The following is a 23,103-nucleotide window of genomic DNA, read 5'->3' as shown; positions in this document are numbered from 1 at the left end:
TAGTTCGACAGTTTGATGTCATAAATTGGGGATATATATGGCGCGAGCAGCAGTAGTACAAATGGTTTCCTCAGCAAAAGTTACTGATAACTTGCAACAAGTAGAAGAACTGGTGCTCCAGGCACGCGAAGCCCATTCTGATGTTATTCTTTTGCCGGAAAATTTTGCATTTATGGGGCTACAAGAGAGGGATAAATTGGAGATAGGGGAGGTCTATGGCCAAGGCCCAATTCAACAAAAAATTAGTCAATTAGCAAAGCGGTCAGGTTTATGGATAATTGCCGGCACTATTCCCTTGAAAAGTTCGGGATCTAAAGTTCGCGCCAGTTGCCTTGTTTATGATGAACAAGGTAAATGTGCTGCGCGTTATGATAAAATTCATTTATTTGATGTTCATGTATCACCCAAAGAATCCTACCTGGAATCTTCATCTATTGAGCGTGGGTATGAGCTTGCTCTTGTTGATACGCCAATTGGAAAAATAGGTTTAACTGTTTGTTATGATTTACGTTTCCCTGAACTTTATCAACAATTAATGTTCCAAGGAGCTCAGCTGTTTACTGTTCCCTCTGCATTTACAGCAACAACAGGCCTTGCGCACTGGGATATCCTATTAAGAGCAAGAGCCATTGAAAATCTATGTTATGTTTTGGCAGCAAATCAAGTTGGGATACATGAAAATGGACGAGTTACGTATGGTCATAGCATGATTGTTGATTCTTGGGGTAAGGTACTTGCACAAAAAGAAACTGGAATTGGTATTGTTACTGCAGATATTGATTTAAAAAATCAGCAAGAGTTACGTCAAAAGTTCCCTTGTTTGGACCATCATGTATTAAACTTATAGATATAGGGTCTGCTTAATACAGCTTAATTGGATAAATATTTTATATTAAATAGGTAATTAAATGACAGAAGCACTTATTACAGCGAAAAAAGTTTTATTGGCCCCTGCGGCTCTGGATGAAACGGGGATAGAAAAATTATTTAAGACGATGATGAATCATCATATTGATGATGCAGATCTTTATTTTCAAAGTTGCCATTATGAGTCCTGGTATTTAGAAGACTCAGTAGTGAAAAGTGGTAGTTTTTCTTTGGATAAAGGGGTAGGTATTCGTGCCGTTAGTGGTGATAAGACAGGTTTTGCCTATTGCGATGATATTTTACTCCCGTCTATGTTGCGAGCAGCTGATGCGGCACGCTCCATCGCACTAACTGGCTCCATGCCAATCCAATCCATTCATGTTAAAAGTGCTGTGGTAAGTCGGTATCAAGGGTTAAATCCCATGGAAGGTATGAGTAAACATGAAAAAATCGCTTTATTAGAAGCAATTGATAAAGAGGCTCGTAGGATTGATCCTCGCGTAATCCAAGTTAATGCCGCATTAAGTGGCTGTTATGAAGTTGTCATGGTAGCGGGGATGCACGGACAGATGATCGCTGATGTGAGACCATTAGTAAGTATCAATGTGAGCGTCATTGTGGAGGATAAACAAGGGAGACGAGAATCCGCTCGTTCTGGAGGAGGTGGTCGAGTAGCCTACTCTTATTTTCTTGAAAAAGAAAATGCTTTAAGTTATGCACGAGAAGCCGTACGTGAAGCCTTAATTAATTTGGAAGCTCGCCCTGCACCCGCAGGAACTATGCCCGTTGTACTTGGTCCCGGTTGGCCAGGTGTTTTATTACATGAAGCAGTAGGGCATGGATTGGAAGGTGATTTTAATCGTAAGGGATTGTCTGCATTTTCAGGACGTATTGGTGAACAGGTTGCTGCACCAGGCGTTACCGTAGTAGATGATGGCACTTTAAAAGATAGGCGTGGATCATTAACTATTGATGATGAAGGAACCCCTTCACAATGTACCACTTTAATTGATAATGGTGTTTTGGTGAATTATATGCAGGATAAACTGAATGCCAAATTGATGGGCATGCAATCTACAGGTAATTGTCGTCGCGAATCCTATGCTCATGTGCCTATGCCAAGAATGACAAATACTTATATGTTAGCTGGTTCATATGATCCTGAAGAAATCATTCGTTCTGTTAAACGCGGTTTGTATGCAGTTAATTTTGGCGGAGGGCAAGTTGACATTACCTCTGGCCAATTTGTATTTTCTGCGAGCGAAGCTTATCTTATTGAAGATGGAAAAATTACTGCCCCAGTTAAGGGAGCTACATTAATTGGTAATGGCCCTGATGTGATGAAAAAAATTAGTATGATAGGAAATGATTTAGGATTAGATCGCGGAATTGGTGTGTGTGGAAAAGAAGGACAGTCCGTTCCAGTTGGCGTAGGGCAACCAACGCTTAAAATAGATGCTTTAACAGTAGGTGGTACACATTAAAAAACTATCTTACCCCGAGATTAACTTTTGAGTATTCTGTTGGGCTAATAAGGCCCAACGATTCTATCCCATCTTTGTACTGAGGCTCTGGATGAGTATTTGACAAAGTATTTTTAACTTCCTAAAGTAAAATATATCAGTATGGCATGGACGTAAGTCAAATTCTAAAATGAGACAAAAAATAATATTTATCATGATGCTGTTTATCAGCACAATTTCTTACTCCAATCCGTTAAAAATTGGCGTAGCTGTCTCAGGACTTCCCATAATAATTCCAATCAGATTCTTACCTATAATTCAAATTCAGCTCTCATATCGGATTTGGTACAACATAAAATTGATGTTATTGCGCTGAATAATGCCATTGCTTTAACATTACTTAGCAATAATTATTATGATATTAAATTTGTGGGGTCTTCTGTATCTATGGGAGATGGTTATGGCATTATTGCACTGCCAGATAAAGAAGCATTAATCAAGAAAATAAATGAGGCAATTTTAAGCATAGAAAAAGATGGATCTTACATTTCTATTTATCAAAAATATTATGAATATTAGGGGGTGTTGACACACCCTAATAGTTAATTTTAAGAGATAGGAACTTTTGAACCTGCTAATTTATGAAGCAAAGAACCAATTTCAAAAAGACGTTCCTCAGCAGAAGTGCTGTCGAGGGTAAAACGTAAACATTGAGGCCCGTCCATTTTATACCTTTTGGCATGTACTTGTATCAAACTGATTAAAACACCAGTGTCGATAGTTGGGGCATCACCAAATTCTATTTTGCCTTGCTGGGCGCCAGCACTGATTTTTTGAATCCCCATTTTTTCTGCTTTTAATTTTAATTCAGTAATCAATAATAAATGCTTCACTTGTTGGGGTAACAAGCCAAATCGGTCAATGAGTTCGATTTGTAACTCGTGTAATTGCTGATTATTTTTTGCATTTGAAATTCGTTTATACATGATAAGACGATTATGCACGTCAGAAATGTACTCATCAGGAATTACTGCACTAATCTTTAAATCGATCTCTGGTCCTTGATACATAGGGGCAGATAATTCAGGTGTTTTCCCTGCTTTCAAATCATTTACTGCTCTATCAAGCATCTCCATAAATAAATTAAATCCTATGGCGTGCATGTTACCGCTTTGTTCTTCACCTAAAAGCTCTCCTGCGCCACGAATTTCCAGATCATGAGTCGCTAAAGTAAATCCTGCTCCCAGATCTTCTAAAGATACAATTGCTTCAAGACGTTTTATGGCATCAGACGTTAAGGACTTTTCGTTTGGGGTAAGCAAATAAGCATAGGCTTGATGGTGGGATCGTCCTACACGTCCGCGTAACTGATGAAGTTGTGCCAGGCCAAATTTATCAGCTCTATCAATAATAATTGTATTTGCTGTAGGAATATCGATTCCTGTCTCAATAATCGTTGTACATACTAAAACATTAAAACGATGATGATAAAAATCAGACATGACTCGTTCTAACTCACGTTCACGCATTTGCCCATGCGCACTACGAATTTTGGCTTCAGGGACTAAAGTTTGCAAGTCTTCACAGATACGCTCAATGGTTTCTACATTATTATGTAAGAAAAATACTTGGCCGCCTCTTAATATTTCTCTTAATATCGCTTCTCGAACAATAGGATCCTTTTTTTCCTGCCAAAAAGTTTTAATCGCCAAACGTTTTGCAGGAGGGGTGGTCATTAATGAAATATCACGAATCCCTGCCATAGCCATATTCAATGTCCTGGGGATAGGGGTGGCTGTCATCGATAAAATATCCACGTGGGTACGTAGTGCTTTGATATGTTCTTTTTGTTTCACTCCAAAGCGGTGCTCTTCATCAATAATGAGAAGTCCCAGGTTTTTAAAAGCGATACTGCTTTGAAATAGTTTATGTGTTCCTATAACGATATCTACAGTACCTGATTTTAATCCAGCAAGTACCGCTTCACTTTCTTTGTTGGATCGGAAACGCGAAAGCAGCTCAATATTAATAGGGAAATCAGCGAACCGATCCCTAAATGATTCAAAATGCTGTCCCGCCAAAAGTGTGGTCGGTACCAGGACACACACTTGTTTATTGCTTTGAACAGCCACAAATGCTGCACGCATAGCTACCTCAGTTTTACCAAAACCCACATCGCCACAAATTAAGCGATCCATGGGCCTCGAAGACTCCATATCTTTGATAATTTGTTCAATTGCGTTTAGTTGATCAGGAGTTTCTGTAAAAGGAAAACCACTTGCAAATTTAGCATAGTCACTGTGATCGACTTGATATTGATGTCCCGGTTGTGCTTCTCTTTTGGCGTAGAGGTCAAGTAATTCAATCGCCACATCATGGATTTTCTCGGCGGCTTTTTTCTTTTCCTTTTGCCATTGATCGCTTCCCAATTTATGGAGAGGCGCATGCTCACTATCTACACCAGTATAACGGCTGATGAGATGAAGGGATGTCACTGGAACATAAATTTTGTCTTCTCCCGCATAGGCGAGAACTAAAAATTCACTAGCCATTCCGTTGGACTCAATATGCTGTAATCCTTGATAACGTCCAACACCAAACTGCAAATGCACTACAGGAGAGCCGATACGTAATTCAGCCATATCACGAATAATCAGGTCTGGATCAACCAATTTTTGTGAACTACGTCTTTGTGGTGTGCTGTGCTCTCCAAATAATTGTGATTCAACAATAATCACAATATTATTCTGGATTAACTCACATCCGTAAATGAGCTCTCCTGTGGTTATATTGAGTTTAGCTGTATCATGTATAAAACTATCCCATGAGGACTGTATTTTAGCAGTAAGCCCACTTGGTTTGAGCAGATCAAGTAATACTTCACGTCGTCCAGCACTTTCAACCACCATTAAGTAGCGCCTAGAAGAATTAGAACAATACTCACGTAACTTACTTAAAGGCTCTTGGGTTTTCCTGTCAATCGGTAATTGTGGGCCAGGAGCAATCTCAAAATTAACTGCACCCTTTTTATCTGAGGCATGATGAAATAAACGTAATTGTTGATAAGTATTTGCCAAGGTTAAAAGTTCATTAGGACTAATAAAACAGGTCGATGGAGATAAAATAGGCCTGCTAATGTCGTATCGTCTTTGTTCGAAGCGTTCATTTAACTCTAGCCAGAATTGCTCTGCTTTATCTTGAATATTTTCAATGAAACATACCTTGGCCGTGCTTGGAAGATAATCAAAAAAAGTCACTGTTTTATCAAAAAACAAAGGAAGATAGTATTCGATACCAGAAGGGAATTGTCCCTCACTGATTGCTTCATAAATCGGACATTGGCTTGGGTTTCCAGAAAATAACTCTCTAAAAGCACGCCGAAATTTGAGTTGGCTTTGTTCGTTTAAAGGAAATTCTCGCGCGGGTAATACATTGATTTCTTTGATTTTTTCTATGGTACGCTGCGTGTCAGTATCAAATTCTCTTAAACTTTCAATTTCATCATCAAAAAGTTCGATACGAAAGGGTAAACCTGAGCCCATGGGATATACATCAATTATTGAACCCCGTAAGGCATACTCACCATGCTCGAGTACTTTGTTGACACAATGATATCCGGATTGCTGGAGTTGGTTGCGAAAAGCATTTAGGTCTAATTTCTGTCCCTCTTTAAGCATTAATGCATGTTGATTCAAAAACTCAGGGGGACATAACCTATGCATCAAGGTACTTGCTGAAGTGATAATAATTGCATCAGTCACTTGTTGAATACGACTTAAAGCATACAATCGTTCAGAAATAATATCCTGATGTGGGGAAAATTGATCATAAGGTAGTGTTTCCCAATCAGGAAAAAAAGTAATTCTTGAGATGAAGTCGAATTTAGAAAGAAGGTTAACTCTGCTTGTAATTGATTAGCACTCAGATTGTCTTGTGCAATCAAAAGCTTAATTCCAGATGTTTGTTGGCAATACTCTGCTAGTGCAAGTGCCAGGCTACTGCCATGGAGTTGTCCCCATGTTTGTTTGGCTTGTGTTGGTTGGAAGAGTAGTGTACTTATGGACATAGCTAGGTTAATCGACTGACAAATCAGTTATTATACCTGATATGTTGCTTAGGTTGTATCTTAAAGTTGTCGATTAGTAGCGATTTTAAAATCTTATATCGATAAACGTATTCCGATAACGAAAATTGAATAGCCCCCTTAATACTACCCTCATTTTTTTATATTTAAATAGTAAATATGTTTAGTATTAATTTTAGGGGCTATATTATGCCAAGAGACAGCGTCAACACAGAACAATATTTAGTAATTAGGAATTTAAACAATTACCTTAAATATCATAATCTGCCACTCAAAGTAAATGAAGATGGAATCTGCCATGCCTTATCTACGTTGTACATTCAATATACATTGGAGGGAAAAGAGAAAGAGTTTGAAAAGCTTTTATCCTTTGTAGCCCAAAAGATCCCGGCGGAGAGCAATGAGTTTCCCGATGCAGAACTATTTATTTTAGTTGAAAAAATAATCGCATTACAAGAAGGGAAAAGCACCCGGAATAAATACAGTCAATCTAACTCCCATGAACAGCTACAGGTAAAAGGACAAAATTTGGAGTCAGTTTTTCAAATAGGCCTTCAAACCAATATTGATAACTGGGCTGAAATAGTAAGGGATATCAATTTAAGAGACAATGAAGTAATGCGTGTCAGCAGCTTACAGCATACTATTGCAATTGCACGGGATAAAGAGGGCAATTATAAAGTATATGACCCAAATAATTCAAACATAAATCAGAAATTCCAAAATGAACAGGAAATGGTCCAGTGGTTATCCAAAGAAGCATTTAATTTCTCTTTAGTTTCTTCGGGCTCCGACAAGTTGGATATGAATATAAGTGTCATTAGTCATCAGCCAAGCCCAATAGATAGAAATTTTCCCGATAAAAATGATCTATTGGGTAAATATCTAACACCTGAGCAAAAAAGGTTAGATGCCAAGCTTGGTGGTGGTTTGCATTTTGCGATGAAATTTGATGATGCTAAAGCTGCTGAGTATATTTTAAATGATAGCGAGACAAATTTAATTAATTTAGACGATAATGAGATTCGTCGAATTGCATTATGCGCCGTTGTCCGTGATTCAGCAAATGCATTAGGTAAGCTTTTAGAAAACTTGAAAAATGAAAAAATTGATGCTCTTGACGCTGTCTTTTACTATGCATTGTCTTCGGGTAGTGCTAGATGCATAGAGAAATTTTTGGAAAATCCTCATATGTCAGAGTTGTATGCTGATTGTATAGAAATGCAATATGAAGAAACATTAAAAAACGTGTGCAAGGGATTGAATGAGCAGTTGATTGGTAAAGTAATGAAAGATGTTTTGGATAAACAAGGACAAGACGTTTTTAACCCTGCACTTGTATCAGAGTTGATAGAAATATCCATAGAAAAACAAAACGCTCATGCTATAAGTCTGCTTGCTAAAAGAATTACTAATTTTGACCAAATCATTTCTAGTAATAATCGTTTAGGGTTTTTAAAGGCAGCTATAGAGAACAATGATCCAGTAATGGTGAGATCATTAATCACTAATCTCAAAATATCACCAGATGAATTAAACTGTTTAAATATGGGGTTGTCAGTAGTTAACAAATACAATGTCGAAATTTTTATCACTTTAAAAGAGAGTGGCTATCAATTTACGCCAGAGGCAGATGAGTTAATTGTCAGTAAGAAAGCTCGAAGTATTGGTATTCTGCAGAATTTGGGTATAGCCTTGATACGTTTTTCAGAATTTCTTACCAATCAAAACAAAATTCAGGTAGATAATGATAAAGTCCAGCAATTTGCGCCCAAAGAAATATGTGATGTTGATGAGAAAAATGTTAAACCCTTTAGTAATAATGGTGGGCAAAAAAGCAACAAAGCTGTTATTGAAATAGACAGTGATGATGAATATGCTAACGCTGTAAAACAGAATGTTCGTGTTTTCAATGAGTTCAAAGAAAAGCTTTATTCTATTATATCACCTTCAAGGAGTCCTGAAATTACAGCTGAGACTAATGAGAGGTCATTTAAGTTAACTCCTAATTAAATGGCGAGTCATTAATTTTGATTTCGAAGTAGTTTAATAAGGTAATAACTTCAGGGAATGAAAAATGTGCGTTTTTGATTCTATTTTCGTTTGGATTAATGCCGTAGTTGATCGCGTTTGTCAAATCAGCAGAGGTTAAATTCGTATGCACAAATAAACTATCAAGTAAATCAGTACCTGTAAAATGTGCATGGCTTAAATTGGTTTCTCGAAAATCAACTTCATGAGCTTTACACTCTTCCATTTGAAGATCAGCAAGTTCTAAACCAAAAAAACTGGAATGACTTACATTGCTATTATAAAAATAGAGCGGGCTTGTAAGTTTGACTAGAGGCCAGTTCAACTCCGTCCAATTGATTCCAATGAGTTTTGAGTGATTAAAAGAGACCTCTGAAAATTTGCAATTTGGGAATTTTGAGAGGCTAAGATCACAGGATTCAAAATCACAGTCAATAAATTTGGTATTCCTGAAAACTGTTTCAATGAATTTGCATTGTTTGAACCGGCAATGTTCGAAAGTAATCAATTCTATTTGTTCTTTCTTTATAGTTAATTCGGTGAATGTCTGTTCACTATATGTCTTTTCATGAAATAGATGTGTCATTCATTTGCTCTAAATGAGTTTGAGGTCTCATATGATACTTAACGTCGGTCTTGGGATAAAGACGCATTTTTATCTTGACTCATTTGAAGTAGGAAAGTGCGAATTTGTAGGGGGAATTATTTTGGTTAAAAGTCTCTCGAGCCAATCAGAAGGAAAATAGTTCAAGTCAAGACTGTTTTTTTTATTTTTGTTTGTATAGAATAGCTCTCGCTAGAATCGCTTCCTCATGCCACACACCTGTGGATATTTTTTCAAGTACAAGCCGCATGTTACACTTAATTTTTTAAGAGTCATTGTTTTTTCTAGATTTTTCTTCATTTTCATATCAGTTTATTAGGGTAAGTTATACACATTTTCTGTGGATAAGTCTGTTTATAGGTTGTCAAATATTTTGGGGTAATTCGAGCTTAAGTAGATGAAGCATTATTTTCCGCAGTGCTTTTTTATGACGATTGTGAGTTGTTATGCAAGGTTTAGTGATTGGAGCGTTTCCGCTTTTCCACAGTAAAATCAGGCTCTCTTACCCCAAAATTTATATTCATTTTATATGAAGCGATAACTTAAGCGTCGTTTGATGTTTCAGTTTCAATCAGCTCTAATTCATCTAATGCTATATCTACAGATTCAATTTTTTGGAAACGTGATGTGATCTTCTTAGCTGAAGTATTTACCTCACTGACATCCTGATGTGCTAAATTAATATGTTTGGACAATTTATCCATTCGTTTTTCAAAACGTTGGAAATCATCTGCGAGTGCTTGTAAATGCTTTTGGATAATATGGACTTGTTTACGCGTGGCATCATCTTTGAGTACTGCTTTAGCCGTAGTGAGTACGGCCATCAAAGTGCTTGGAGAGACAAGCCATACCTTTAGTCGTTGTGATAGGGCGATTAAGTCTGGATAATTGGCATGGATTTCAGCAAAAATAGATTCGGCAGGAATAAACATCATAGCTCCGTCAGTTGTTTCATTAGGAATGATGTATTTATCTGCAATATCTTTAATATGCTTTTGAATATCCTGTCGAAATTGTTGTTGTAAGGATTTTCTTTCCATTGATCCTGGTTCGACGACGTTAATAAGACGTTGATAGGTTTCCAGGGGAAATTTAGCATCAATAACCACGTTTCCAGAGGGTTCAGGCAAGAATAAAATACAATCAGCCCGTTTTTGATTGCTCAATGTATATTGCATTTGAAAGTGATTGGCAGGAATCATATTACTGATGAGTGTTGAAAGCTGTACTTCACCAAAAGCACCGCGTGCTTTTTTGTCAACCAGGACATCTTGCAGACTGACGACGTGATTTGATAATTCAGTAATTTTCTTTTGTGCCTCATCAATAATAGTCAAGCGTTTGACTACATCAATAAAAGTTGAGGAAGTTTTTTCAAAGCCTTCGGTTAATTTATGATTGACTTGCTGCGTTAAACTATGAAGGTGATTACGAATTTCTTCAGTCAGTAATTGCAAGTGAGAGGTTAGTGCACTCGCATGCTGTTTGAAGCTATGGTTTATTTGTTCACGAACATCCGTCATTTGCTTTTGAACCGAATCATGGATGAGTTGTTGTGTTATTAATTGGCCTTGAGCAATTTTTGCACTAATATCGAGGTGTATTTGATGTATTTCTGTAGTGAATGTGCTGAGAATTTTCTCCTGATAGTGTTCACTAAGACTCTTTAATTGGTGTTGCTTTATTAAAAGCCATACAACTATTAAAAATTGGAGGGCTAAAGCACATGCTATGCCCTCAATTAAGGAGATTGATGATAAAAATTGCATTCATTAGTCCAATACTTGACTGAGTTTAATCGGAAGATCGTGTTGATAAACCGGTTTTAATTGCCCATAATCAGTTAAATGTAAATAACCGACAGAAAGCTGATCCTCTGCTAATTGAGCGGAATTGTCAAAGCTAAAGTGGATTATTTGTCTCCCTGGTTCTAGCCATAGTGCGCTTTGGGCTGTTTCCACTGGAATATTTTCACCTGCGGCATTTCTTTTGTAAAGGACGCTTTGTAATGCATAGCGACTTGCGGTGGCAACATCTGCAATTACAGCGAAAGTTAAAGGTTTAGATGATGTTTTTTTAATGCTGACTAAACCGGCTGAAGGTATGGAATAGGAAAACGCAGCGCGTCCAGTACGATGAGTAGGACTATTTTCATCAAGCCCGCTTGTCACATCTACTTCTATATACCAATTATCACCACGTGTATTAATATCCGAAAGTAAATGTGCACTTGCCTCATATTGATTGCGTTTTATTTCTTTTAATTTAAGAGTTATACTTTGATTGTTAGGGCCGATTAGAGTGGCATTAATATTATCGATAGGATAGGAAGTCTCGTTATCCTTTAAGGTTATGGTTGCATTAAATTGATCACCATATTGATACTGCAATGCAGCGGGCTCAATTTGTAGGTAGAGTAACGAATATTTTTCAAAAACATGAATCAGATAAGTATTCGACTCATTATGAGACTTCGCTTTTTTGCTTTTGATGACGAAATTGCCCATGCCTAATTCAGGCTTGATTTGCAACATCGTCTGATGTGTTCCCATTTTTAGTGATTCATCAATGGCTTCATCTTGGCTGTATAAAGATGATGCCTCTTTTAAGCTCATGAAGGGAGCCGACGCATTTTTTAGCTCTAATGCAGGAATGGCTTTATCTTCTAAAGGAATAATACGCATGACCGCGCCTGGGGCGTGGATAGGTAAAATTACTCCTTGTTCTAGTTGTGCTGCTGATACTTTCTTAGTGTAACTATAACTTTTTTGGACATTGCTGCCAGCATTTTTCAAAGGAACCTCAGCAGTTTGCCAGCTGTCTTGCAGGTTTTCATGAGATAACGTATCACAGATCTCGCAATCATAAGATTTGATTGGGTGTTGAGGTAAGTTGTATGCATTTACCTGAACAGAAGATAACAATGATAATAAAGTAAGTGTAGTTCTCATCAAGCAGCTCCTTCTGAATCAATGACAGAGGTAAGTATTTTTTCCAAACCAAAGCATGAGTGTCTGCTCTGATTATGGCTTAAGGTCAAATGATCCTCTAATTTATCTTTATCATAAAACCAAATTGAGCCGGCAACTGTTTGTGAACTGCAATTTAAAAAGCCATCAGCGCAACTATCTAAATAAAGTTTTGCTATTTTTAGACCACTATTAAGGATATAACCATTACAATAACTTGATGAATTAAAAGGTGATGCTATCACATCAGTCCCTACAACAGACTTAAAGGGTTTTGGTAAGGTAGGACGATTTTTTGTACCAAACAAAAGCTCTTCATTATAAATGTACATATCACCAACACGTTGCTGTTTTATTGCATCCCCAGTATAGCCTAATAACCAGCTCAGGCTGGCCTCAAAAACTCCGCCATTAAGCAAGGCATCAGCGAGTGGCGTTCCTCCACTGGATGGTGCTAGAGCAATAACTTTCTCTATTTTATTTTTTAGCTGTAGGTAACGACTATCATAGGTTGGGTTAGAAAGAATCCAACGCATGACATTCCCACCGTTAGAATGGGTATAGACAATTAATGAGCTAATTTTTTTATCGGCTATAAAATTCAATAATTGATCTGCTGTGCATCCAGCCGCATCTTCATCCCACATATACTTGCTGAAATCGCAGTGTACTACGTAATAGTTTTCGGGGTTTGGAAGTGCTTGAGCGAGACTTTGGATAAAGTCGGTTTTCCAGTAGCCTCCTTCGGCATCATCACGATGATCTTTGGTGCCATGGACTAATGCAATGCCTAAATTGCCATTAGGATCTGGATGCGAATAAATCCATGAAGAAAATAGAAGCAGACACAAACTAATTAGAAGACGTTTAAAATCCATTTTATTATCCTATTTATTATCCTAGATTATATTAAATCAGCATGTATCTATAGCATATTTTTTAGTGATAAACTAATGTTTTTAGGATAATTATAAGTATTGAATTATGCTTGGTAGTTATGTTTTAGATGGATGGCGATGAATGATTATTGATGAAATAAAAGAACACATGGCTAAGCTAAAAGATAAGATAAGGCAGTATGATTATCATTATTATGTACTGGATGATCCTTTAGTACCCGATGTTGAGTATGATCGATGTTTTCGTGCGTTACTCGATTTAGAAACAAAGCATCCTGAATTATTGACTGCTGATTCACCAACACAACGTGTTGGTGGTACTCCTGCAGATGCTTTTGCGCCCGTAACTCACAGACAACCTATGTTGTCCTTGTCAAACGTCTTCAGCGAAGATGAACTACAGGCATTTATTAAACGAGTCACTGAAAAATTAGATGAGCCAGTCCAGCAATTAGTTTTTACGTGTGAGCCAAAATTAGATGGTCTTGCTGTAAATATTACTTATGAAAATGGAGTATTGGTTTATGCAGCTACTCGCGGGGATGGGACTACAGGTGAAAACATTACTGCCAACATTAAAACGATTGCGGCAATACCATTAGTTTTAAGAACCAATAAGCCACCGCGTTTTATTGAAATACGTGGCGAAGTATATATACCAAAAGCAGGCTTTGAGGAATACAATAAAAGAGCCAAAGAGTTGGGTGAAAAAACCTTTGCAAATCCACGTAATGCAGCAGCAGGAAGTTTACGGCAATTGAATCCTGCAGTAACGGCAAACAGACCACTAGCGATTTATTGTTATGGTATTGGTGCTTGTGAGGATTATCGTTTACCAGGCACGCATTGGGAGCAATTACAATTAATAAAAGAGTTTGGTTTTAAGGTTTCCTCTGAATCAAAAAGGGAAGTCGGGATTGAAGGTTGTTTGGATTATTACCGCAATATGCTCGCTAAGCGAGATCAACTTCCTTTCGAAATCGATGGTGTTGTTTATAAAGTTGATAGCATTGCTTTGCAACAGCAATTAGGTTTTATTTCGAGGGCTCCACGTTTTGCTTGTGCCCATAAATTTCCGGCTACTGAAGAAATAACAGAAATTTTAGCAGTTGATTTTCAAGTAGGTAGAACTGGGGCTTTAACTCCTGTAGCTCGTTTAGCCCCAGTGAATGTTGCTGGAGTTACTGTGAGCAATGCTACCTTACATAATATGGATGAAATTACCAGAAAAGATATTCGAATAGGGGATAAAGTGATTATCCGTCGCGCTGGTGATGTGATTCCTGAGGTGGTTTCGGTTGTTTTAGAACAACGACCAACAGATACTAAGGAGATTTGTTTGCCTCTAAAATGTCCTGTTTGTGATTCTGATGTTGTTCGTGAAGAAGGAGAGGCGGTTGCTCGGTGTATTGGTGGTTTGTTTTGCAAGGCCCAATTAAAAAGAATGATGTGGCATTTCGCTTCACGTAAGGCAATGCATATTGAAGGATTAGGTTCTGTTTTAATTGAGCAATTGGTTGATGAAGGTATTGTACGGCATCTCCCTGATCTTTATAGGCTTGATGTTTCTACATTGGCTAATCTACCGCGTATGGGCGAGAAGTCTGCAAAAAACTTATTGCAAGCCTTAGAACAGAGTAAAAAGACTACATTAAGTCGTTTTCTTTATGCTTTAGGAATTCGCGAAATTGGTGAGGCAAGTGCCCGGGTGTTAGCAGAGCATTTTGGTGATATTGAAGCAATTTCAAATGCAACAGTAGAAGAACTCATGAATTTGGAAGATATGGGGCCTGTTGGCGCTGGAAATATAGTACATTTTTTTGCACAAACCCATAACCTGGAAGTGATTCAACATTTGTTAGAACTTGGGGTTTATTGGCCAAAAATTGAGAAAAAACAACAGAATACAGAGCATCCTTTATTTGGAAAAACAGTGGTACTCACTGGAACCTTAAATACACTAAGTCGCGAAGAGGCTAAAGCGAAATTACTCATCCTGGGTGCTAAAGTAAGTGGTAGCGTATCGGCAAAAACAGATTATGTAATTGCTGGTACTGAAGCAGGGTCAAAGCTTGATAAAGCAAATAATTTAGGGATTTCCATTTTAGATGAAGAACAATTTCTTCATATGTTATAAATTAAAATGAGCTCAGACAAGGATTTTATTTGAATCGCATACATCGAATAATTTTCATTTTTATTTTTTTTAAAAATCTAGGCTGTGTGTATGCATGGCCTGGGGTTTTAAATAATCCTTATCCTCAAAGTGAATCAAAAAAGAATATTTATTACTCTTCTTTTTCGGAACAACCTAAAACACTAGATCCAGCCCTTTCTTATTCTTTAAATGAATATCTTTTTATTGCTCAAATTTATGAGCCACTATTGGAATATGATTATCTATTAAGGCCTTATCAATTAGTTCCTTTAACGGCAACACAAATGCCACAACTAAGATATTTGGATGAGCAAGGAAATGTACTTTCTCCAAAAAGCAAGGTTATCCCGAGTTATAGTATTTATACGATTAATATAAAAAAAGGAATTTATTATCAACCTCATCCTGCGTTTGCCAAAGATGAAAAAGGAGACTACCGTTACCATCATTTATCAAAAGACTATTTAGACGATGCTGAGATTCATCAGTTGTCAGATTTTAAATATATAGGTACTCGAGAGTTAATTGTTGATGATTATATATATCAAATTAAGCGCTTAGCTAATCCAGCAGTGAGCTCGCCAATTTATGGGCTGATGAGTAATTATATTGTTGGCTTTGAAAAATATGGACAGACACTTCCCGGCACTAATCATTACATTGATTTACGTCGTTATCCCTTGGCCGGGATTAAAAACTTGATGATTATACGTTTGAGATTACTTTAAAAGGGGTATATACCCAGTTTTTATTTTGGCTTGCTATGAGTTTTTTCGCACCTGTACCTTGGGAGGCGGATATTTTTTATTCTCAACCAGGAATGGCTGATAATAATATTACACTAAGCTGGTATCCAATCGGTACTGGTTCTTTCATGTTGGTGGAAAACAATCCTAACCGCAGTATGGTATTAAAAAGAATCCTAATTTTAGGGAAATGTACTATCCTAGTCATGGTTCTGCAAGAGATAAAAAATTAGGGTATTTAGATAATGCCGGCAAACGTCTTCCTTTAGTGGATCAAATAATTTTTACCTTGGAAAAAGAATCCATTCCTCGGTGGAATAAGTTTTTGCAGGGTTATTATGATAATTCAGCAATTGGTTCGAATAGTTTTGATCAGGCTATCCATATTAATCGACACGGAAATGCGACTCTAACTCGAGAGATGCGCAAAAAGCATATGTATTTAACGCAAATAGTACAACCCAGCACTTATTATATGGGCTTTAATATGCTCGATAATGTTGTAGGTGGCGTTAGTGAGCGTGCTCGTAAATTAAGGCAAGCTATTTCTATTGCCGTAAATTACGATGAAGAAATTGCTATTTTTTACAATGGACGGGGGGTTGCTGCACAAGGCCCAATCCCTCCTGGTATTTTTGGCTATAAAGAAGGCAAAGAAGGAGTTAATTCTTATATTTATCAATGGGAAAATGATGAGGCGATACGCAGGCCGATTAATGATGCGAAACAATTAATGATTGAGGCAGGTTATCCTGGAGGTATTGATCCAAAAACAGGCAATCCCTTGATTCTTCATTATGATGTGACTTCGTCGGGAGGACCAGAAGATAAATCTTTATTTGATTGGACGCGTAAGCAATTTGCAAAAATTGGTATTGATTTGAATGTAAGAGCAACTCTATATAATCGTTTTCAAGAAAAAATGCGCACTGGAGAGACCCAAATATTTAGTTGGGGTTGGGTGGCTGATTATCCAGATCCTGAGAATTTTTTGTTTCAATTGTATGGCGGCAATGGCAAGGTAAAATTTGGTGGGGAAAATGCTGCTAATTATGAAAATTCTGAGTTTGATCGTTTATTTAATTTAATGAAAAATCGAGAAAATGATCCGCAAAGACAGCAGCTAATTGATGCTATGGTGAATATTGTAAGACATGATGCTCCCTGGATCTGGGGCATTAATCCTGAAGAGTTTGTATTGTCCCAAAGTTGGGTCTCCCATGTTAAGCCTAATGCTATGACTTATGGAACATTAAAATATACAGCGATAAATGTAGCAAAGAGAAATACATTGCGGCAAGCTTGGAATCAACCCATTTTTTGGCCTGTGGGGTTGTTATTTTTGCTTCTTTTGATTTTGATTCTGCCTCTGGTGATCGCCTATCACAAGAAAGAGAAACAACCGGCAAAAAGGATTTGATATATTATGATTAAGTATTTGTTGCGTCGCATTACTTATTCAATTCCCATTCTTTTGGGGATTAACCTGCTTACTTTTATTTTGTTTTTTACGGTGAATACACCTGATGATATTGCACGTATGCACCTGGGACAAAAATATGTCGAGCAGCACGTGATCGATGATTGGAAAATGACACATGGCTATAACTTACCCTTGTTTTATAATCAACAAACAAAAGGAATGCAAAAAATAACAGAAACTTTATTTTTTCAAAAATCCATGAGGCTCTTTACTTTTGATTTTGGTATTTCTGATGCTGGACGAGACATCAGTGAGGACATTACTTATAGAATGTGGCCTAGCCTGTCAATTGCGTTACCGGTTTTATTTCTGGATATAATCAGCAATATTATTATAGCTATGGCTATGGCATTTTTTAGAGGCACATATCTTGATCTAACTGGCGTCATCATTTGTATTATTTTAATGTCGATTTCGAGTTTGTTTTATATTATTGGAGGTCAATATCTTTTTGGGAAATTACTGCGTTTAGTTCCTATCTCGGGTTATGACGGAGGTTTTGACGCGGTGAAATTTGTTATTTTGCCAATTAGTGTTGCTGTTCTAAGTGGTTTAGGGGCCGGTGGACGTTGGTATAGAACTTTATTTTTGGAGGAAATCAATAAAGATTATGTTAAAACAGCTAGAGCAAAGGGGTTGTCTGAACAAAGAGTGATGTTCCTTCATGTGTTAAAAAATGCTATGTTACCTATTTTAACTGGAGTTGTAGTGCTTATACCTTCCTTATTTATGGGGAGTTTAATTCTGGAGTCTTTTTTTGGTGTACCGGGGTTAGGTAGTTATACTATTGATGCAATCCAGCAACAGGATTTTGCTGTAGTGAGAGCAATGGTTTTTTTAGGGTCTATTCTTTACATTATCGGCCTAGTATTGACAGACTTTTCTTATATACTCGTCGATCCGCGTGTAAAGATATCGTAATTTATTGAAAAATAATCACAAAATTTAAATAGGGAGGATTTAGCCATTACTTAGAACCGTTCGTCCAGAGGACAGGCAAAGGCGCACGGTAGTTAGAGAATCTAATCTCGCTCGAGACGGTATTTTACGCTTCGCGCACCCTCTTCTGGAAAGTGGACATCCATTTCTATAGAAGCATTGTACTTCCATAAACATGGGGGCGCTGCGTGAGGACGATACTGAACCCTGACGGATCTGGATTTAGCTCGATCTTATTAATTTAATATAAGGCTATGAGAACATCAAATATTAAGGAACAAGATGACCTATGAATTTTTATGGACAGATAAATGTTTTCTTACTTTATTAGTCTTAAGCATCTTGGTTATTTTATCGAGTTTGCGTAAGCAACATGTTAGACGTTCTTTTTCCATTATTTTGCATCGACCCATTGCGGTAAGTGCGGGAATTATCCTTTTGTTTTTTATTGCTATTGGTGTATTAGACTCTATTCATTTAATGCCAAAAAACACCAAGCAGAAACAACGAGCACCGTTCTTGATAATATTTTAGCACCTATTGATCAAATTACAGAAAAAACCTATTCAGCTCCATTGGCTTTAAGGCAGTTTGTCAGCGAAACTACTCTAATTAATGGAATGGTCAAGCAATTTTATCCTTCACTTATCTATACGGCCAAGATCAAAACTGAAAAGGAGAGAAAAAGGGTTATAATAAATTCGCTTCTTTATGCGTTGCAATGCAGCACTTTTTTGATTTTTTTAAGTGGATTTGTATTAGTCGTTGTAAGATTTAGTTTACGCTTAAAATTATGTACTTTAACTCCTACAAGTTTAAGTACACTGATTACATTAGGTATACTTAGCTTTTTTGTGGTGTTTGGATATGATTTATCACGCACATTCCATGTATTAGGTACAGGACAAATTGGCCAAGATATATTTTATTTTACCATTAAAAGCATTCGTACTGGTTTGGTGATTGGCTTTTTAACTACATTATTTATGTTACCTTTGGCTTTATTCCTAGGAATAGTAGCAGGATATTTTGGGGGGGTGGCAGATGATGTGATTCAGTACCTTTATACTACGTTAAGTTCTATTCCGGGAGTTTTATTAATTACTGCATCAGTTTTGTCATTACAAATATATATTGCCAACCACCCAGGACAATTTGCTACTTTAGCCCAAAGCGCTGATGCACGTTTGTTAGCTCTTTGTTTCATTTTAGGAGTCACGAGTTGGACTAATTTATGCAGGCTTTTGCGTGCTGAAACATTGAAGTTACGTGAAATAGATTTTGTTTTAGCCGCGCGTGCTTTAGGTTCAAATTGGTTTACTATTATTCGTAAACATTTGCTGCCTAATGTGATGCATATTGTGGTAATTACTTTGGTATTAGATTTCAGCTTTTTAGTCATGGCTGAAGCACTATTATCTTATGTAGGGGCAGGGGTTTCACCAATGACAATCAGTTGGGGGAATATGATTAACAGCGCACGCCTTGAGTTGGCACGTAATCCGGTTATTTGGTGGCCTATGTTTGCTGCATTTCTTTTTATGTTTTTATTGGTGCTCGCGATAAACTTATTTGCCGATGCTGTGAGAGATGCGTTTGATCCCCATCAGTCTCACGTTTCATAGGATCGCAAGTTGAGCCTTGCAAAAGTATCCCTTGGTGAAGGCTCAACTTGATTAGTTAGATTAGCACTGAAGAGTATAACTGGTATTATGTGTAAGACTCTCTTCAGTCTTTTTGTCTAAATCAGCAAATATTGACTTGGTGTGAATGGGTGGAGTAGGCTCTTTTTTCTTGCCTGATAGAGTAAGATCTTTTTCTTGATCACAAGTAGTATTTTGTACCACTTCATCAACTTGTGATAATGGCTCATCAACTTGGGCGTTTGCCTTTCTAGCGTTATATGCGTTGGCAGCAGCTTTAACTCCCATTCCAGCCAATCCACCAATAAGTAGAAATGGTGACCAAACAACGGCGCCTATAGATTTTAAAACGCCTTTAACAGATAAACCATCTTCATTTACGACACGTGAATGCATCATATCCATCATACTTTTATTGCCTGAATAACATTCTTTAGCACTGGAATAAAGATAAGCTAAACCTATCGCACCATAAAGTGCAAGCGCGCCTAAACCAAAAGTGGCGAGACTAAAGGCGGTGGCTGCTCCTACAGATGCGGCTCCTAATGTCATTGATGAAGCAGCATAACCAGCAACACCTGCAGTAGGACTTAATAATAAAGCAAGAATCATGGCAGGAATTAAGATCGCAGCAACTAGTAATAATGCTCCTGAACTATAGTATCCGTAACCTCGATGAACATGAACAGTAGGGCGAATCGGAGGGAAAATACGTACGCGAGGATGGCCATGTATATGCGGATGATTATGTACATGAACATGTGGGGGTACATGTATGTTTCCAGGATGATTGTGATGATGTCTAGGCACTTTTTTCTCCTTATAATTTAAGCCAAATTCGTCGCCAGTATAAGAGTAAAAGCTTAAGGTTTTATTAAGAAAATATTTGATAATTAAGTCTGTTCTCTGTACTGGACAAAAATTAAGGAATAAAGGGGAATACAGAAGGAAGGCAAGGTAACTCGCTGATATCAAACTAAATAAGTATACTTCGATTCGCGAAAAAGGAGTTATACATGAATGAAATCAGCGAGTTGAAGTTGATATTAAAGCAGCAATTAAATTGGCACAAGTCACGAATTGATTTTTTGCTCAAGCATTAGTTGGCTTATTTATCTGTCGGACGATAAATTTCAGAGAAATTGCGGTAAGCATGCCATCTGAAACGGAGATTGATTCGCGCTATAAACGAATTTATCGTTTTTTTTCTGGTTATACATTTGATTTTACATCAATAGCGCGGTGGTTATTCTATTTGTTTTTTACAAATAACGAGAAACTGTATATTAGCATTGACCGAACGAATTGGTTTTTTGGTAAAGCGAAAATAAACATATTTATGCTTTCTGTCTGCTATGAAGGGATTGCTATCCCACTATTTTGGACTCTATTAAACAAAGCAGGCAACACGACAGCAAAGGAACAAATTGCTCTTATCTCGCGATTTATCAATCTCTTCGGCAAAGAACGTATACAAGGTGTTCTGGCTGATAGAGAATTTACTAATAAGACGCTCATTGGATGGCTGATTGAAGAGAATATTCCCTTTTATTTACGCATCAAAGGGAATATGGATATCTGTATTAGACGTAAAAAATTTAAAACCTCCGCCCAGCTATTTTCACATCTTCAGCCTTTTCAACAGCAGGTTTTTGGCATGAGAGTACATTTATTCGGACAACCGCTTTACTTGGCCGGGAGTAAAAATTCTCGGGAAGAGCTCTTGATTGTTGTAACAAACCAACATCCCAAAAATGCAATTGCATGTTATTTGCGCCGCTGGGAAATTGAATCTTTGTTTCAATCTTTAAAAGGACGTGGGTTTCGATTTGAGGAAACGCATGTGACTCAAATAATACGTATTGAAAAAATCATTGCCTTTCTTGCCATCGCCTTTGCATGGGCCCACAAAGTAGGTGAATGGCGAGCTATTAGAAAAGCCATTCCCATTAAAAAAATCCGAAAGCAAAAACGGCCTCAGTATAGTTTCTTTCGATATGGATTGGATCTTATTAGAGATTTAATAACCAGACCAAACTACAAAAATAATAAAATCAAAGAGTTTAGACATATTATTAATCAATTAATTCCTGATCCAGCTTGGAGAACCACTGCATAGGGTTTTTTGTCCAGTACAGAGAAGTCTGTTGATGAAAATTTAACGAATAATTTTCGATCAATCTATTCCACAGAGTGAATATTATTGTGGCCTCGCTTAAATTAAATAATAAAAATATTTCAAACTTCCTCTATAATAAACAATACACATGGATGGAACTTTGCTCTATAGGGAGATAGACCTGGAAGAGAGGTGCTGTCATATACCATCTTTAATTATCCAATTTCATTAATCAGCAAAGTCAGTTAAAAAGCAATAAGAATAAAAATAAAGCCCAAAACCTCATCCTCGAACATCATGCAATACATTTAAGGAGAATATGATGAATCTTGTAAACTCAAATAATGTAGTAGGTATTGGTGTGGAAAATTCTGCAGGAGAAGACTTAGGACAAATTGAAGCGCTGATGATCGATAAAATCAGTGGTCAAGTGGCTTATGTTGTTCTTTCCTTTGGCGGATTTTTAGGATTGGGTGACAAGTTATTTGCCCTGCCTTGGAAAGTTTTTTCTTATGATCCCGTACTTGAAAAATTTATTTTAAATGTAGATAAAGAGAAACTTAAAAATTCACCCGGATTTGACAAGGAGAATTGGCCTGATATGAATGCTGATTCTTTTACCCAAGCAATAAGAAGTTACTATTTTGAGCCTTTATAATATTTTATACAGGTTTGTGATTTTAATCGCTTATGTTGTAAAAAAGTATTTTTACAAATATTCCCTCTACTCAATATAGGATGTATTAGTATTGAGAATGAGTAAGGAGATAAAAATGGACGATCCGAACGCTTATTGGTTATCTACCATTATGGCACCAGAAAGGTTTTTGTTAAATTTAGCTTATCCTCCTTTTCAAGACTGGAGTGAAGCTTTTTCACCTCTTCACCTTATCGAAAGCCAAATGGAGGTTTTTATAGCAAATACACTTAATTTATATTATATGCCATTATTTTTTATGAGGTTTCTCCTTCCAGAACAACAAGAAACTCAAGAGAAAATATCAAACCTCGGTAAAAGAGCTACTTCTTCTAAAAAGAGGGTACGAAACAAACACGCCAAAGTGATTAGAGAGGGAAAATCTTAAAATGAGCCATTAT

General features: G+C 37.0%; 14 protein-coding genes and 3 pseudogenes. 11 read left to right on the top strand and 6 right to left on the bottom strand.

Annotated features, from left to right (window positions below; all coding sequences use genetic code 11):
* Nucleotides 1-37: 37 nt before the first annotated feature.
* The 3 genes from EL220_RS11125 (at nt 38) to EL220_RS11115 (ending at nt 2,909) form a co-directional block, all read left to right on the top strand.
* Nucleotides 38-847, top strand: a complete 810-nt coding sequence (locus EL220_RS11125; RefSeq protein ID WP_027272173.1) for a carbon-nitrogen hydrolase family protein — start codon at nt 38-40, stop codon at nt 845-847.
* Between the two features lie 61 nt (nt 848-908).
* On the top strand, nt 909-2,351 hold the full coding sequence (gene tldD / locus EL220_RS11120) for a metalloprotease TldD (protein ID WP_027272174.1): 1,443 nt from the start codon (nt 909-911) through the stop codon (nt 2,349-2,351).
* 321 nt (nt 2,352-2,672) lie between these two features.
* Nucleotides 2,673-2,909, top strand: a complete 237-nt coding sequence (locus tag EL220_RS11115) for a type 2 periplasmic-binding domain-containing protein (protein ID WP_027272175.1) — start codon at nt 2,673-2,675, stop codon at nt 2,907-2,909.
* Between the two features lie 29 nt (nt 2,910-2,938).
* On the opposite strand, the pseudogene mfd reads toward EL220_RS11115, so the two are convergent.
* Nucleotides 2,939-6,396, bottom strand: a pseudogene (mfd, locus tag EL220_RS11110) (transcription-repair coupling factor).
* A gap of 177 nt (nt 6,397-6,573) precedes the next feature.
* Between mfd and EL220_RS19030 the strand changes: the two are divergent.
* The gene (locus EL220_RS19030) at nt 6,574-8,427 is read left to right on the top strand and encodes a hypothetical protein (protein WP_232002402.1); all 1,854 of its coding nucleotides are present in this window, start codon (nt 6,574-6,576) and stop codon (nt 8,425-8,427) included.
* On the opposite strand, the gene EL220_RS11090 is transcribed toward EL220_RS19030, so the two are convergent.
* The 4 genes from EL220_RS11090 to EL220_RS11075 form a co-directional block, all read right to left on the bottom strand.
* A complete protein-coding gene (locus EL220_RS11090; protein WP_027272177.1) occupies nt 8,420-9,031 on the bottom strand; it encodes a pentapeptide repeat-containing protein in 612 nt (203 codons plus the stop codon). The genes EL220_RS19030 and EL220_RS11090 overlap by 8 nt on opposite strands.
* 560 nt (nt 9,032-9,591) lie before the next feature.
* The gene (locus tag EL220_RS11085; RefSeq protein ID WP_027272178.1) at nt 9,592-10,818 is read right to left on the bottom strand and encodes a DNA recombination protein RmuC; all 1,227 of its coding nucleotides are present in this window, start codon (nt 10,816-10,818) and stop codon (nt 9,592-9,594) included.
* Between the two features lie 3 nt (nt 10,819-10,821).
* Nucleotides 10,822-12,000 carry a DUF4785 domain-containing protein gene (locus EL220_RS11080; RefSeq protein WP_027272179.1) on the bottom strand — a complete coding sequence of 393 codons (1,179 nt, stop codon included), beginning with the start codon at nt 11,998-12,000 and terminating at the stop codon, nt 10,822-10,824.
* Nucleotides 12,000-12,896, bottom strand: coding sequence for a hypothetical protein (locus EL220_RS11075; RefSeq protein ID WP_027272180.1), 897 nt, complete (start codon nt 12,894-12,896; stop codon nt 12,000-12,002). The genes EL220_RS11080 and EL220_RS11075 overlap by 1 nt, the downstream gene beginning before the upstream one ends.
* A 142-nt stretch (nt 12,897-13,038) precedes the next feature.
* On the opposite strand from EL220_RS11075, the gene ligA reads away from it, so the two are divergent.
* From ligA to EL220_RS11055, 4 genes and pseudogenes are all read left to right on the top strand, one after another.
* A complete protein-coding gene (gene ligA / locus EL220_RS11070) occupies nt 13,039-15,054 on the top strand; it encodes an NAD-dependent DNA ligase LigA (protein ID WP_027272181.1) in 2,016 nt (671 codons plus the stop codon).
* Nucleotides 15,055-15,083: 29 nt separating this feature from the next.
* Nucleotides 15,084-17,241: pseudogene (locus EL220_RS11065) on the top strand (ABC transporter substrate-binding protein).
* Nucleotides 17,242-17,247: 6 nt separating this feature from the next.
* The gene (locus EL220_RS11060; protein WP_027272183.1) at nt 17,248-18,225 is read left to right on the top strand and encodes an ABC transporter permease; all 978 of its coding nucleotides are present in this window, start codon (nt 17,248-17,250) and stop codon (nt 18,223-18,225) included.
* Nucleotides 18,226-18,525: 300 nt separating this feature from the next.
* Nucleotides 18,526-19,868, top strand: a pseudogene (locus EL220_RS11055) (ABC transporter permease).
* Between the two features lie 60 nt (nt 19,869-19,928).
* Here EL220_RS11055 and EL220_RS11050 read toward each other — a convergent pair.
* Entirely contained in the window at nt 19,929-20,696 is a 768-nt protein-coding gene (locus EL220_RS11050) for a hypothetical protein (RefSeq protein WP_027272185.1), read from the bottom strand.
* A gap of 343 nt (nt 20,697-21,039) precedes the next feature.
* On the opposite strand from EL220_RS11050, the gene EL220_RS11045 reads away from it, so the two are divergent.
* From EL220_RS11045 to EL220_RS11035, 3 genes are all read left to right on the top strand, one after another.
* Nucleotides 21,040-22,005 carry an IS4 family transposase gene (locus tag EL220_RS11045; protein ID WP_128130892.1) on the top strand — a complete coding sequence of 322 codons (966 nt, stop codon included), beginning with the start codon at nt 21,040-21,042 and terminating at the stop codon, nt 22,003-22,005.
* Between the two features lie 319 nt (nt 22,006-22,324).
* Nucleotides 22,325-22,663: a PRC-barrel domain-containing protein gene (locus tag EL220_RS11040; RefSeq protein WP_027271811.1), complete on the top strand. Its 339-nt coding sequence runs from the start codon at nt 22,325-22,327 to the stop codon at nt 22,661-22,663.
* Nucleotides 22,664-22,778: 115 nt separating this feature from the next.
* On the top strand, nt 22,779-23,090 hold the full coding sequence (locus tag EL220_RS11035; RefSeq protein ID WP_051544756.1) for a hypothetical protein: 312 nt from the start codon (nt 22,779-22,781) through the stop codon (nt 23,088-23,090).
* The last annotated feature ends 13 nt before the right edge of the window (nt 23,091-23,103 follow it).

The sequence above is a fragment of the Legionella sainthelensi genome (assembly GCF_900637685.1).
Lineage (GTDB): Bacteria > Pseudomonadota > Gammaproteobacteria > Legionellales > Legionellaceae > Legionella > Legionella sainthelensi.
The sequence above is the reverse complement of the archived record's forward strand: the minus strand, read 5'-3'. Positions and strand labels throughout refer to the sequence as shown.